This is a genomic window from Advenella sp. EE-W14 (genome assembly GCF_012923605.1).
In the GTDB taxonomy this organism is placed as follows: Bacteria; Pseudomonadota; Gammaproteobacteria; order Burkholderiales; family Burkholderiaceae_B; genus Advenella; species Advenella alkanexedens.
In genome coordinates, this window is the sequence record NZ_JAAVNG010000009.1 from 105,770 (window position 1) to 120,144 (window position 14,375).

Consider the following 14,375-nt stretch of genomic DNA (forward strand, 5'->3'; position numbering starts at 1 on the left):
GGAGGGTTTCAGTTTTATGACATTGCCGATAGTTTTTATTTGATAAAATAATAGTCAAAATCTATTACCAGGGATCTGCGCGTGACACTTACTGAACTGAAATACATCATTGCGGTTGCAAGAGAGCGACATTTTGGACGTGCTGCTGAAGCATGTTTCGTAAGTCAGCCTACTCTTTCGGTAGCCATTAAAAAGCTGGAAGAGGAACTGGGCGTTACCATTTTCGAGCGTGGTGGCAGTGAGGTGGGGATTACGCCAATTGGCATGCGTATTATTTCCCAGGCACAAAAAGTGCTCGAGGAAAGCGCCAATTTAAAAGAAATTGCCAGACAGGGTCATGATCCTTTGGCGGGTCCGCTTAAAGTGGGCATTATTCATACCATTGGCCCTTATCTTTTGCCCAGGCTTATTCCTTTGCAAATCCGGCAAACACCACAAATGCCACTTATTCTTCAGGAAAACTTCACAGTTCGCCTGCTGGAACTGTTACGCCAGGGAGAACTCGATTGTGCCATTATGGCATTGCCGCTACCCGATGCCGGGCTTGAAATGAAACCCTTGTATGATGAGGATTTTGTCGTTGCGGTACCTGCCAACCATAAATGGGCCAATGAAAAAGCACTGGCGACCGATGACCTTAAACAGGAAACCATGCTTTTGCTCGGGTCTGGTCATTGTTTTCGTGATCAGGTTCTTGAGGTTTGTCCTGAAATGTCCCGCTTTTCTGCGGCAGATGATGGGATACAGCGCTCTTTTGAAGGTTCATCGCTGGAAACCATCCGGCATATGGTGGCCGCTGGCCTTGGGATTACCTTATTGCCCATTAGTGCCGTAATCAGTCAACCGGTAACGGAAAAAGACCTGGTTAAATATATTCCCATCAAAAAACCGGTTCCCAATCGTCGTATTGTGCTGGCATGGCGTAAAAGTTTTACACGGGCAGCAGCGATTGAAGCCCTGGCAAAGGCTGTTTTTTCTTGTGATTTGCCGGGCGTCACCATGTTGCCCGATGAAAAAACACAGAAATTGTCTGAATTTTCAGCATAATTAATACAGTTTTGTCAACGATTGCCGGGTTTGTCAAATGCCTGACATAGTTCTTTATTACGCTAGTGACATATTTTTATGTAACTTGTCAATAAAGGATTTACCCGATGAGCGATCTGGATCGTGACGATATTCCAAGTAACAACAGCAAAGTTGAATCATTTAATGAGATATTAGGAAAACAGCAGGCCCGCCGTGGTTTTTTAAAAGCCAGTGCGGGTGCCAGTACCATGGCGTTTTTTGGACTTTCCCTTAAGACGACTGCTGCCAGCGCGCAGCCTTCGGTCCCGGGTTCAGCCGCTGCAGTTCCCTCCATGAGTTTCAAGGCCGTTGCTGCAAGCACAGGTGATAAAATCGTGGTTCCGGAAGGCTACCGTTATGCGGTTATTAACCGCTGGGGTGACCCTTTATTTGCCAATTCCCCAAAATGGAAGGGCGATGCCACTGATGATTCTGCTGCACAAGCCATGCAAACGGGTGACAATCATGATGGCATGCATTATTTTCCCATTGATGGCAGCAACACCGAAGGTCTTTTAGTTACCAATCACGAATACATCAACCCAGACTATTTTTTTCCTGCCAATGTTCGCGTTGCCGGTGAAAACTGGAATGAGGACTGGGTTAAAAAATCACAGCGGGCACAAGGTGTTAGCGTAAAACATATTCGTTATGATGGGCAGAACTGGAAAACAGTCCTTGACTCCAACTTTAACCGCAGCATTAATGCCCTTGATACGGAAATGGTTTTTACAGGGCCCGCTGCCGGCCATGATTTGTTGAAAACCAACGCGGACCCAAGCGGTACAGTGGTGTTTGGTACTTTTGGCAACTGTGGTAACGGTTATACCTTGTGGGATACCTATCTTACCTGTGAGGAAAACGTTACCGATTACTTTGGTAGCCTGAAAGAAGGTGTTGAAAGCAATACCCTGATGCAGCGTTATGGCGTTACAACCAAAGCGTCAGACGAGAGCTATCGCTGGGAGACTCATGACAAACGCTTTGATGTGGCTGAAGAGCCCAACGAATGGATGCGTCACGGCTGGATCGTTGAAATTGATCCTTTTGATCCGCAATCAAAGCCGCGCAAACTGACTGCCCTGGGTCACTTCAAACATGAAAACGCCGCCATGACCTTGGCTGCCGACAAGCGTGTTGTAGTTTATATGGGCGATGACCAGCGCAGTGAATATATTTATAAATTTGTCTCTGACGGCAAGTTTGACCCGGCCAACAAAGCCGCCAACCGTTCTTTGCTGGATAATGGCACTTTGTATGTTGCCCGGTTTACTGATGGCGAACAGGTGGGTGACCTGAAAGGAAAAGGCAAATGGATTCCCTTAACCCTTGATACGGTAGGCCTGGATGGCAAAAAATTGGGAGAGCTGTTCAAGGATCAGGGCGAGTTGCTGGTTAAAACCCGCCTTGCCGCAGATGCCGTGGGTGCAACCCCAATGGATCGCCCCGAGTGGATTGCCGTTAATCCTCATACCCAGGCAGTGTACGTTACCTTAACCAATAACTCGGATCGCGGCAGTGACAAAGAGCGCAAAGGAACCAATGGCCTGAAACATCCAGGTATTGACGATGCCAATCCGCGTGCAAAAAATCCGTATGGCCAGATTGTTCGCTGGAATGAGTCAGGCAAGGATGCAGCTGCCAGTGAATTTGACTGGGACGTGTTTGTATTGGCTGGCAACCCTGAGGTGCACAAAGAGCCGGGTAACTTAATGGCCGGTACGCAAAACGTGTCAGCCAAGAATCTGTTTAATAGCCCCGATGGACTGGCTTTTGACAAGGATGGCCGTTTGTGGATCCAGACAGACGGCAACTTTTCCGATGCGGGCAACTTTGCCGGTAATGGAAACAACCAGATGCTGGTTGCCATCCCTGAAACAGAAACGGGTAAAGGTGAAATCCGTCGTTTCCTGGTGGGACCTTCAGGCAGCGAAGTGACCGGTATTACCTGGACACCTGATTACAAAACTGTTTTTGTTAACATACAGCACCCTGGTGAGTACGGCAAACATCCACGGGCACCAAAGGTGACGCCTCAGGAGGATCCACTGGCATTTTCCAAGTGGCCTATGGATGACAATGAGGACAAAGAAGGTGGCGGTGGCCGTCCTCGTGCCGCAACTGTTGTGATCTGGCGTGAAGATGGTGGCGTTGTAGGTGCTTGACGTTTCAAGTTTCCGTTTCTGACAGCCGCTTTGGAATCACCCCCTGTTTGTTAAGGGGGTGATTTTTTATCTGCCGTTTTTTGGTCTGGATTTTGCGGGTTTATGCCATATACAAAACCACCTGGTTCAGTGTATGCTTTACAGGCGATTATTCTGTTAATTGGAGATTAAAGAAATGAATAAATCATTCCGTTTTACTTTGTTGGCAAGCGCCATGGGTATTGCAATGGGTATGGGTGTTGCTCAGGCAGAAAACATCAAGATTGCCGTGGTGGGGCCACTAACCGGTCCTGTTACACAATACGGTGATATGGTGCGTGAGGGTGTCAGAACTGCAGTTGAAATGACCAATGCCGCAGGTGGTGTTGATGGCAAACAAATTGAACTGGTTGAGGTTGATGATGCCTGCGAGCCCAAGCAGGGCCCTATTGCTGCAAACAGTGTTGTTAACCAGAAAATCGGTTTTGTGGTTGGTCCGGTTTGCTCGGGTGCAACAGTAGGCGGAGCTGCAGTTTATGATGAGCAGGGCGTGGTGATGGTTACGCCTTCAGCTACTGCTCCCAACGTAACGGATGGCAAAAATTTCACATTTGTTTTCCGTACTATCGGACGCGACGATCAGCAAGGTCCTGCGGCAGCCAAATACATTATTGACTCGGTCAAACCCAAAAAAGTGGCTGTGTTGCATGACAAGCAATCATATGGTCAGGGTATTGCCAGCGCGGTTCAGGATAATCTTAAAAAGGCCGGTATAGACGTTGTCCTGTTTGAGGGCATCAATGCCGGTGAGTCCGATTACTCTTCAATTATTACCAAAATGAAATCCCAAGGGGTTGATTTTGTTTATTATGGTGGTTACCATCCCGAGATGGGTCTGTTAATGCGCCAGGCAGCTGAACAGGGTCTGAATGTCAAGTTTATGGGACCGGAAGGTGCCGGTAACCCTGAAATTAACGCGATTGCCGGTGATGCCGTTGAGGGCATGCTGTTAACCTTGCCTGCTGATTACTCCAGCCTGCCAGAAAACCAGGAAATCGTGAAAGCCTTTACAGAAAAAGGTCGTAATGCTTCCGGTGCGTTCCAGTTGACTTCTTATGCAGCTACACAGGCTATTATCAACGCCATGCTTGCAACCAAAAGTACCGATCCAGAAAAAGTGGCTGAATATCTGCATGCCAATTCGGTGCCAACCGTTATTGGTGATCTGAGCTGGAATGATCAGGGCGACCTTAAAGATTTTAAATTTGACATTTATACCTGGCATAAAGACGGCAGCAAAACCGCGGTTCAATAATCCGGATTTTTCACTTTAATCATAAAAAACGCTACCCGAAAAGGTAGCGTTTTTTAATGACAGGCTATGGATTTAAAGCGTTTTTTGAAATTAATACTATTTTTGCGTTGGTTTTTATAAAGCTGCCGGTTTGTTCAATTCAGGCGACGTGTGGTTTCAGTGTCAAACCAATGGAGCGCATGATTTCCATCAGGGGCTATATGAATAACTTGGCCTGGCTTTAAATGTGCCTGTTCTTGCGCATTTCCATGAATGTTTTGCCGGATAACAATATTTGTCTGTCCGATCAGTCCATGAATCAGTTGTTCGGATCCCAGGATTTCAACCATTTCAATATTGACGGGTATGCCGGTCTCCTGAAGCTGGCAATTTTCAGGTCTGAAACCCATGATGGCCTGTGTCTTGCCTTTTAGCGAAGCAGGAATCCAGTCGGGATTGATGGGTAAAACATGACCTTCTTCCGTGGTTATTTTCCCGTCGTGACTGATCGCGACATTAAGCAGATTCATGGGAGGAGAGCCAATGAAACTGGCCACAAAGGTTGAGGCAGGGCGTTCGAAGACTTCCATGGGGGTGCCGATTTGCTCAGCAATGCCTTTGTTCATGACAATCATGCGTTGCGCCAGGGTCATGGCTTCCACCTGGTCGTGCGTGACATACAGGCTCGTGGTTTCAAGGCGGCGGTGCAGCTTTTGGATTTCAAGCCGCATCTGGACACGCAATTTGGCATCCAGGTTGGACAGGGGTTCATCAAACAGGAAAACCTTTGGTTCTCGCACAATGGCCCTGCCCATGGCAACCCGTTGACGCTGTCCGCCTGATAATTGTTTGGGGCGGCGGTCAAGTAAGTGGGAAAGCTCGAGTGTTTCCGCTGTTTGCTGAACCCGTTCCCTGATTTGCTCTTTGGTCATTTTACGTATTTTCAGACCATAGGCCATATTGTCAAATACCGACATATGCGGATAAAGCGCGTAGTTTTGAAACACCATGGCAATATCCCGTTGTGCCGGTTCAAGATGGTTGATGCTTTGTGCATCGATCTGAATATCACCTTCGGTAACGGTCTCAAGACCTGCCACCATGCGCATCAGGGTTGATTTTCCGCATCCGGAGGGGCCGACAATAACAATAAACTCTCCATCTTTGATATCCATGCTGATACCGTGGATAACCGCGACGTTGCCCGGATAGGTTTTTTTGACATTTTTAAAGCAGAGTGTTGCCATGGTGAATAATCCTTATTTATTTTTCCGAGTCTACCAGGCCTTTGACAAACCATTTTTGCATGAGTACAACCACCAGTCCGGGAGGGATCATGGCGAGCAGGGCAGTTGCCATGACCAGGTTCCATTCGGTGACGCTGTCACCACCTCCAATCATGGTTTTAATACCCACCACAATTGGCGTCATGTTTTCAGAGGTTTTCATGACCAGTGGCCATAAATACTGGTTCCAGCCATAGGTGAACTGAATCACAAAAAGGGCGGCAATACTGGTTTTGGATAAGGGAAACAGAATATCCTTGAAAAAACGGATGGGGCCTGCCCCATCAATACGGGCAGCCTCTACCAGCTCGTCAGGGACAGTAAGAAAAAATTGCCTGAACAGAAATGTGGCGGTTGCGGAGGCAATAAGGGGCAGGGTAAGTCCTGCGTATGAGTTGGTCAGCCCCAAGCCGGCAACTACTTCGAAGGTGGGGGAAATACGTACTTCCACGGGGAGCATCAGGGTGATGAAAATCATCCAGAAACAAAGCATTCTAAAAGGGAAACGAAAATACACCACGGCAAACGCCGATAACATGGAAATGCTGATTTTGCCAATGGAGATGATCATGGCAATGACAAAAGACACCCATAACATATTGCCAACAGGGGTGGTTTGCACCGAGCTGCCGGTAAAGAGCACCTGGGTGTAGTTTTCAATAAAATGTGTGCCAGGAAGCAGGGAAATCGGTGCATTGGCCACTTCACGGGCTGTCTGGGTAGAAGCCACAAAGGCAACGTAAAGCGGAAAGGCAACAATAACCAAACCCAAAACCAGGATCAGATGTGCCAGTAGATCAAGCCAGGGGCGACGTTCAATCATGATGAATTCCTTTATTGGGCTTGATTAGTATTGCACCTTGCGGTCAACGTATCGAAATTGAACGATCGTCAGCAAAATGACAATAAACATAAGAATGACGGATTGCGCGCCGGAAGAGCCGTAATCAAATGATTTGAAAGCCGTTTTGTAGACGTTGTAGACCAGAATGTTGGTTGAGCTGCCGGGGCCGCCTTGTGTGGTGGTGTCAATAATGGCGAAGGTTTCAAAAAATGCGTAAACCATGTTAATGACCAATAGAAAAAAGGTCGTTGGCGACAGTAGTGGGAAAATAATTGTCCAGAAGCGTCTGGCAGGTGAGGCGCCATCAATGGCGGCTGCCTCAATGAGTGATTTGGGAATGGATTGCAGGCCGGCCAGGAAGAACAGGAAATTGTAGGAAATCTGTTTCCACACAGCCGCCATGACGACCAGGATCATTGCATCCGTCGAGTCCAGTCGCGGGTTCCAGTCCAGTCCCATTTGCGTCAGATAAACCGCCAGTGTGCCGACAGCGGGTGAAAACAGGAATGCCCAAAGCACGCCCACTACAGCAGGTGCGACGGCATAAGGCCAGATCAGCATGGTTTTATAAAGCATAGCCCCTTTAATGACCCGGTCGGCCATAATGGCCAGCAGCAGCGAAACAGATAAACCGGTAACGGCAACCGCTATTGAAAAAACAAAGGTGACCTTAAAAGAGTCAAAGTAATAAGGGTTATCAAAGAGCGCTGTGTAATTGTCGAGACCGACAAATTGCCGGTCTCCACCGAAAGCGGATTCTATGAAAAATGATTGCCAGATTGCCTGGCCGGCAGGCAGGAAAAAAAATATCACCGTAATGAGAAGTTGGGGGGCAAGCAGGAGATAGGGCAATATCTTATGATTGAAAACGACGCGTTTTTCCATTATGCCTCTTGGTCTTAACATTTATGGGAGTGAAGAACAGCGAGCATCCGGACTTTGTCTGCTCGCTGTTTACGCGGGTAAGTATGGATTACTTATTGCTGTTTTCGAAACGCTGCAGCAGTTCATTGGCGCGTTTTTGCATGTTTTCCAAGCCTTCTTCCACAGACACTTTCTGGGCAAAGATGTTTTCCATCTCAGCGTCCTGGATATCGCGGATTTGCGGCAGGAAGCCCAAGCGCACACCACGGGATTCATCAGTGGTTTCAACGTTTAACTGAATGAAAGGCACGTCGGTACCTGGGTTCTTGTCATAAAAACCGGACTCTTTGGTAAGGTCATAGGCTGCCTTGACCACAGGCACATAACCGGTGTCCTGGTGCCATTTGGCAGCCACTTCAGGTGAGGAGATATATTGGAAAAATTCGGTAATGCCTTTATTGACCTCGGGTGATTTGTTATTGAAGACCCACAGTGAGGCACCACCAATAACGCTGTTTTGAGGTGCACCGGGTACGTCGTCATAGTAAGGCAGGGTGGAAATACCAAACTTGAAGGGTGCGTTTTTGCTGAAGTTGGCGCGTGAACCGCTTGAGCCGGTAAACATGGCACATTTGCCTGAAGAAAACAGGGCGTTGGCGGCATCACCACGGCCACCGTAAGTAAATGTACCGTCTTTAGCCATTTCGTTGAGGAATTTGAAATGTTTAACAAAGCCTTCTTTGTTTAACTCAATGCGGGCGTCAAGGCCATCAAAGCCGTTGTTTTTGGTGGCATAGGGCAAATTATGCAGGGCAGAGAAGTTTTCAACCAATACCCATGATGGCCAGGCGGTTGTATAGCCACATTCAATGCCGGCTTCCTTGAGTTTTTTGGCTGCCTCATGAATTTGGGCATAGGTTTTAGGAGGAGAATTAGGGTCAAGTCCGGCTTTTTCAAACATGTCCTTGTTGTAATAAAATACCGGTGTAGAGCTGTTAAAGGGCATGGAAGCCAGTTTACCGTTTGGCTCGGAGTAATAACCTGCAATGCCGGGCACAAAGTTTTTCGGGTCAATCGGATTGCCTGCCTCTTCAGACATTTCCTGGATGGGTTTGATGGCGCCTTTGGAGAACATCATGGTGGCTGTACCCACCTCGAAGACTTGAATGATATCCGGAGCCTGGCCGGCACGGTATGCGGCAATACCTGCATTCATGGATTCGCCGTATGCGCCTTTGTAGGTGGGTTTTATTTTGTAGTCGGTTTGTTTTTGGTTGAAATCATTGACGATTTCGTTAACCCGCTCCCCAAGGGGACCTTCCATAGAGTGCCAGAAAGTGATTTCGGTTGCGGCATGGGTGCTAAAACTGGTCAGGGCAAAAATACTGCCCAGGATCATTGCAGATTTCTTGATTTGCATGTTACTTTCTCCGGTTGTTATAACTGCATTCTTTTGGAATAGTTACTTCTGAAGTAAAGCAAAGATATTATGACCTGTTTATTACGGTATTGTGAATTTATATAACCAATATGGAAGTTTTGCAACCCTTATAAAATCAAACTAAAATGGCAGGATTGTGAATTCCTTCCTGAATTGGTAATAAAATCACGGCATCTTCCCATGCTCGGTCACTGTTTTGGTTCAGGTTTGGTCTCTTTTTAAACCGGGCTTTTCTCATTAAATAAAATTTTTCATGAAACAAAATACCAAAATCGCCTTTATTGGCGGAGGCAATATGGCCATGGCCATGGCCAGTGGCATGATTGGCACTGTGTGTCAGGCCAAAGATATTCTGGTGATAGATATCAACACCGCGGGGCATGAGCGCTGGCTTGGCAAAGGTGTTCAGGTAAGCAGTCAGGCAACCTCAGAACTTGCGCAATGCAATATATGGATTTACGCGGTTAAGCCGCAAAACATGCATGAAGCCATTGAGGGCAGCAAAATTCATTTGCAGCCAGGTACGCTGGTGATCAGTATTGCCGCAGGTCTGAATACGCAATCGCTGTGTGATTGGCTGGGAGCTGATGGCAAACCCTGGCCCGGTCTGGTTCGGGTGATGCCCAATACACCTGCGTTAATTGGCAAAGGGGTGACGGGTTTATATGCAATGCCGTCACTGGTTGAAAAAGATGTGTTGCAGGCCGAGCAAATCATGTCCTCCATCGGTTCGGTTGTCCGGGTTCAGGAGGAAAGCCTGCTCGATGGCGTTACGGCGCTTTCAGGCAGTGGCCCAGCCTATGTGTTTTTGTTGATAGAGTCTCTGGTGGAGGGGGCCAGGGCTTTGGGGCTTGATGAGCAACAGGCCAAGAAGCTGGCGATCGAGACCATTCTGGGTTCGGCTGCACTGGCCGCTGCATCAGACCAAGAGCCTGCCATCTTGCGTGAAAACGTGACCTCAAAAGGGGGAACGACAGCTGCAGCCCTGGCGGTATTTGAACGGCACCAATTCAGGGAGATAGTTAAACAGGCCATGAAGGCCGCTTCTGACAGGGCGGTTGAAATGTCCAGGGAATTGGGTAAATCCTGATGAGCAAGAACGGTTATTTTGATCAAATATCATCCTTGCAGGCCTTGCTTTCGATTGTGCTCATGTGCATTATCGTGGTTGCCTCCAACGTACTGGTTCAACCACAATTCCATATTAATGAATGGCTTACCTGGGGAGCTTTGACGTATCCGGTTTCTTTTCTGGTTACCGATTTGCTGAATCGGCGTTTTGGTCCGCAGGTGGCCAGGAAAATCGTACTGGTGGGTTTTGTGGCCGCCATTATTGTTTCATATCTCCTGGCCGATGCCCGCATTGCAATTGCTTCCGGCACTGCATTTTTGTTTGCTCAGCTGGGGGATATTTTCATTTTTGACAAAATGCGCCAGTTAAGCTGGTGGAAAGCGCCTTTTATAGCCGGTGCGCTGGCATCGGTTATTGACACCTTCCTGTTTTTTGGTCTTGCTTTTGCCGGTACGCCTGTTCCCTGGATATCGCTTGCATTGGGTGATATGGTGGTGAAACTGCTAGTTAGCATGTGTTTATTGCTGCCATTCAGAATGCTCATGTGGAATATCGGCAAACCTAAAAACTGCACGATTTAATGCTTGTCTAATGGTTTTCAGGAGTTTACCCGGCTACGGATTTTGTCTATCCTTCTGGGAATTCCTTTTATTGGTATAACGAGAAAAAAATGCAAGAGTTCTTACCTCAGTTTATCCAGCAGCTGTTCAACGGCTTGTCGCTGGGTGCCATTTATGCATTAATTGCAATTGGCTACACCATGGTGTACGGCATCATAGGCATGATTAATTTTGCCCACGGTGAAATTTACATGATTGGTGGGTATGTCGGTCTGGTGACATTGTCTGCGATTGGTGTCAATAGTGGTGTACCTATCCCCATAACCATTCTTTGCATGGTCCTGATAGCCGTGGTGGTGACAGGGGTGTATGGTTACTCGGTAGAGAGAATCGCCTACCGGCCAGTACGGGGAGGGCCAAGGCTGGTGGCACTTATTTCAGCGATTGGCATGTCCATCTTTTTGCAAAACTGGGTGGCCATTGGTCAGGGCTCTCGTGACATGGCGGTTCCCAACCTTATTCCGGGTGCTTTGCAGTTTACGGTTGGTGCGTCAGACTTTACAGTCACGGTTACTTACGCCAGGCTGCTTATTATTACCGTGGTTTTCTTTCTCATGGTGGGCCTGAGTTTTTATATCAAGAACTCAAAAATGGGTAGGGCCTCACGGGCCTGTTCCCAGGATATGCACATGGCCAATCTGTTGGGTATTGATACCAACAAAGTCATTTCTTTTACTTTTATTCTGGGGGCTATGCTGGCGGCTGTTGGAGGGGTGCTGATTGCCCTTACCATTGGCAAGCTTAATCCTTTTATCGGGTTTATTGCTGGCATCAAGGCATTTACGGCTGCCGTGCTGGGCGGAATTGGCAGCATACCCGGTGCCATTCTGGGTGGGCTTTTATTGGGTGTGGCCGAAACCATGGCGGCGGCTTATTTGTCTTCCCAATATAAAGATATTGTTGCCTTTGGCCTGCTGATTTTCATTTTGCTGTTCAGGCCCAGTGGTTTGTTGGGTAAACCCGAAGTGGAAAAAGTGTAATGAAAAATATAAAAAGTGCATTTTTTGCAGCTCTTTTAACAGGAATCATGATTGTCCCCATTTTCGGGCTTCAGCTTGAAAGAAAGGGCATCAACACCGAGATCGTGCCACACTGGAGCATTGTGCTGTGGGGAATGGCTATCGTGTTCGTGGTGCAATTGTTAAAACCCTATGTATTCAGGAAAAGACCGGGTGTCCGTTTCAATCTGCCCCGAGTCCCTTCACTTAATCCGAAATCCAGTGTTATGTTGTTGGGCCTGGTTTTTGTTGTCGCTGTTATCTGGCCGTTTTTCAGTGGACGCAGTCAGGTTGATATTGCCACGCTGGTGCTGATTTACGTCATGCTTGCGCTTGGCCTTAACATTGTGGTGGGTTTTGCCGGCTTGCTGGATCTGGGTTTTGTGGGCTTTTATGCTGTTGGTGCTTACACGTATGCCTTGCTGTATCACTGGGCAGGCTGGGGCTTTTGGGAGGCTTTGCCTGTAGCCGGTGTCATGTCCGCCTTTTTTGGTTTCCTGTTGGGCTTTCCGGTCTTGCGTCTGCGTGGCGATTACCTGGCCATTGTTACGCTGGGATTTGGGGAAATTATCCGCCTGTTATTAATTAATCTGTACGGATTTACCGGTGGTCCCGATGGTATTTCAGGCATACCCAAACCCACTGTCTTTGGGTATGAAATGACACGCAGAGCTTCTGTGGAAGGCGCGCAAACCTTTCATCAGTTGATGGGCTGGAAGTTCAGTACAATGGATGTGGTCATTTATCTGTACTTGATGGCCTTGGTACTGGCTTTTATTACACTTATTGTGTCCAACCGGCTGGTTCGTATGCCCATTGGACGCGCCTGGGAAGCCTTGCGCGAAGATGAAATCGCCTGTCGTTCATTGGGTCTGAATCCTACCCGAATCAAATTGTCAGCCTTTACGCTGGGTGCGACGTTTGCCGGTCTGGGCGGTGCGTTTTTCGCTGCCCGCCAGGGGTTGGTCAACCCCGAGTCATTCACCTTTATTGAGTCGGCGCTTATTCTGGCCATTGTGGTATTGGGCGGAATGGGTTCGCAGATTGGGGTCATTCTGGCTGCCATTATCTTAACGGTATTGCCAGAATTAGCGCGTCAGTTTGCCGAGTACAGGATGTTGATTTTCGGTTTGGTCATGGTGTTAATGATGGTATGGCGCCCGCAAGGCTTGCTGCCGGTAAAACGTCCGCAAGTGGAGATTCCCAATGAGTGAAAAAATATTAAGCGTTAATGGCTTGATGATGCAGTTTGGCGGGTTGCTGGCAGTCGATTCAGTAAGTTTTGATGTAAGCAAAAATGAGATTTTTGCCATTATTGGTCCTAATGGAGCCGGTAAAACAACCGTATTTAATTGTGTGAGCGGTTTTTATAAACCTACTGCGGGTAGCATTACGCTAAATGGCAAGGCAATTACCGGTTATCCAAGTCATAAGGTTGCACAGCATGGTCTGGTCCGTACTTTCCAGAATGTGCGTCTGTTCAAGCATCTTACGGTGCTGGAAAACCTGCTGGTGGCACAACATACACAAATCAAATCCAGTCTGTTACCGGGTTTGCTGAATTTGCCGTCTTATCGCCGTTCTGAAAAACAGGCCTTGAACAATGCGGTGAAGTGGCTGGATTTCATGGGTTTGCGGCAATTTGCCAACCGTGAGGCCGGTAATCTGGCTTATGGGCACCAGCGTCGCCTTGAAATTGCGCGCTGCATGATTACCAAGCCACGTTTGCTTTTGCTTGATGAACCCGCTGCCGGATTGAACCCGCAAGAGAAAAAAGATCTGGCGGATTTAATTAATCAGTTACGCAATGATTTTGATATGTCTGTTCTTTTAATTGAGCATGATATGAGTTTGATCATGGGTATTTCTGACCGCATCCTGGTCATGGAGCATGGTAAACCCATTGTGACAGACAAGCCTGAGGTCGTTAGAGCCGATCCGCGTGTTATTAAAGCCTATCTGGGAGAAGAATAAGTGTTAAAACTGGAAAAGGTGAGTACTTATTACGGTGCGATCCAGGCCTTGGATGAGGTCAGTGTTGAAGTCAATCAGGGCGAAATCGTCACCTTGATTGGGGCAAATGGCGCCGGTAAAACAACTTTGCTTATGACGGTCTGCGGTAATCCGCGAGCCAGAAGTGGTTCCATTACCTTTCTTGACGAGGATATTACCAACGAGTCCACGCATAAAATCATGCAAAAGGGTATTGCCATCTCACCTGAAGGCAGGCGGGTCTTTTCTGACATGACGGTTGTTGAAAACCTGAAAATGGGTGGTTTTTATCTTAAACCCCATGAGATCGAAGAGGGTCTGGATCATGTCTTCAAGTTGTTTCCCCGACTTAAAGAACGTGCCAACCAGCGCTCCGGAACCATGTCGGGCGGAGAGCAGCAAATGCTGGCTATTGGCCGGGCATTAATGAGTAAACCCCAATTGCTGCTTCTTGATGAACCAACGCTGGGTTTGGCGCCCTTGATTATCGCCCAGATTTTTGAAATCATCAGAACCATTCGTGAGGAAGGGGTGACTGTTTTTCTGGTAGAGCAAAATGCCAACAAGGCTTTGCAGCTTGCCGATCGGGGTTACGTCATGGAGACAGGCAAGGTGGTACTTTCCGATACGGGCGCTAATCTACTGGTGAATGATGATGTGCGCAAGGCTTATTTAGGGCATTAATCAAAAAGCATTACCCAGGTGCGCATTCTTGGGTATGGTTAAAAAATCCTGGCACTGCTTTTCAGCTT

At 47.8% G+C, this 14,375-nt stretch carries 13 protein-coding genes; 9 read left to right on the forward strand and 4 right to left on the reverse strand.

Annotated elements, in window-relative coordinates:
• Positions 1–81: 81 nt before the first annotated feature.
• The 3 genes from HCX92_RS07805 (at position 82) to HCX92_RS07815 (ending at position 4,527) form a co-directional block, all read left to right on the forward strand.
• Positions 82–1,047 carry a LysR substrate-binding domain-containing protein gene (locus HCX92_RS07805; protein WP_169294387.1) on the forward strand — a complete coding sequence of 322 codons (966 nt, stop codon included), beginning with the start codon at positions 82–84 and terminating at the stop codon, positions 1,045–1,047.
• A 107-nt stretch (positions 1,048–1,154) separates the two neighbouring features.
• On the forward strand, positions 1,155–3,233 hold the full coding sequence (locus tag HCX92_RS07810; protein WP_169294388.1) for a PhoX family phosphatase: 2,079 nt from the start codon (positions 1,155–1,157) through the stop codon (positions 3,231–3,233).
• A 175-nt stretch (positions 3,234–3,408) separates the two neighbouring features.
• Positions 3,409–4,527 (forward strand): branched-chain amino acid ABC transporter substrate-binding protein, encoded by a 1,119-nt coding sequence (locus tag HCX92_RS07815; protein WP_169294389.1) that lies wholly within the window; start codon positions 3,409–3,411, stop codon positions 4,525–4,527.
• A gap of 134 nt (positions 4,528–4,661) precedes the next feature.
• Here the strand turns inward: HCX92_RS07815 and HCX92_RS07820 are convergent, their stop codons facing one another.
• The 4 genes from HCX92_RS07820 to ugpB form a co-directional block, all read right to left on the reverse strand.
• The gene (locus HCX92_RS07820) at positions 4,662–5,753 is read right to left on the reverse strand and encodes a sn-glycerol-3-phosphate import ATP-binding protein UgpC (RefSeq protein WP_169294390.1); all 1,092 of its coding nucleotides are present in this window, start codon (positions 5,751–5,753) and stop codon (positions 4,662–4,664) included.
• Positions 5,754–5,769: 16 nt separating this feature from the next.
• Entirely contained in the window at positions 5,770–6,615 is an 846-nt protein-coding gene (gene ugpE / locus HCX92_RS07825; RefSeq protein WP_169294391.1) for a sn-glycerol-3-phosphate ABC transporter permease UgpE, read from the reverse strand.
• Positions 6,616–6,639: 24 nt separating this feature from the next.
• Positions 6,640–7,521 (reverse strand): sn-glycerol-3-phosphate ABC transporter permease UgpA, encoded by an 882-nt coding sequence (gene ugpA, locus HCX92_RS07830; protein WP_169294392.1) that lies wholly within the window; start codon positions 7,519–7,521, stop codon positions 6,640–6,642.
• An 88-nt stretch (positions 7,522–7,609) separates the two neighbouring features.
• Positions 7,610–8,920 (reverse strand): sn-glycerol-3-phosphate ABC transporter substrate-binding protein UgpB, encoded by a 1,311-nt coding sequence (gene ugpB, locus HCX92_RS07835; RefSeq protein ID WP_169294393.1) that lies wholly within the window; start codon positions 8,918–8,920, stop codon positions 7,610–7,612.
• 274 nt (positions 8,921–9,194) lie between these two features.
• On the opposite strand from ugpB, the gene proC reads away from it, so the two are divergent.
• The 6 genes from proC to HCX92_RS07865 all read left to right on the forward strand — a co-directional run bounded on the left by proC (position 9,195) and on the right by HCX92_RS07865 (position 14,307).
• Positions 9,195–10,031: a pyrroline-5-carboxylate reductase gene (gene proC, locus HCX92_RS07840; RefSeq protein ID WP_169294394.1), complete on the forward strand. Its 837-nt coding sequence runs from the start codon at positions 9,195–9,197 to the stop codon at positions 10,029–10,031.
• Positions 10,031–10,594, forward strand: coding sequence for a queuosine precursor transporter (locus HCX92_RS07845; protein ID WP_169294395.1), 564 nt, complete (start codon positions 10,031–10,033; stop codon positions 10,592–10,594). The genes proC and HCX92_RS07845 overlap by 1 nt, the downstream gene beginning before the upstream one ends.
• An 89-nt stretch (positions 10,595–10,683) precedes the next feature.
• A complete protein-coding gene (livH, locus tag HCX92_RS07850; protein WP_169294396.1) occupies positions 10,684–11,613 on the forward strand; it encodes a high-affinity branched-chain amino acid ABC transporter permease LivH in 930 nt (309 codons plus the stop codon).
• Between the two features lie 47 nt (positions 11,614–11,660).
• Positions 11,661–12,845, forward strand: a complete 1,185-nt coding sequence (locus HCX92_RS07855) for a high-affinity branched-chain amino acid ABC transporter permease LivM (protein ID WP_371808401.1) — start codon at positions 11,661–11,663, stop codon at positions 12,843–12,845.
• On the forward strand, positions 12,838–13,605 hold the full coding sequence (gene livG / locus HCX92_RS07860) for a high-affinity branched-chain amino acid ABC transporter ATP-binding protein LivG (protein WP_169294398.1): 768 nt from the start codon (positions 12,838–12,840) through the stop codon (positions 13,603–13,605). Before HCX92_RS07855 ends, livG begins: the two co-directional genes overlap by 8 nt.
• Complete coding sequence (locus HCX92_RS07865; RefSeq protein WP_169294399.1) at positions 13,606–14,307, forward strand: ABC transporter ATP-binding protein; 702 nt, start codon at positions 13,606–13,608, stop codon at positions 14,305–14,307.
• Positions 14,308–14,375: the final 68 nt, after the last annotated feature.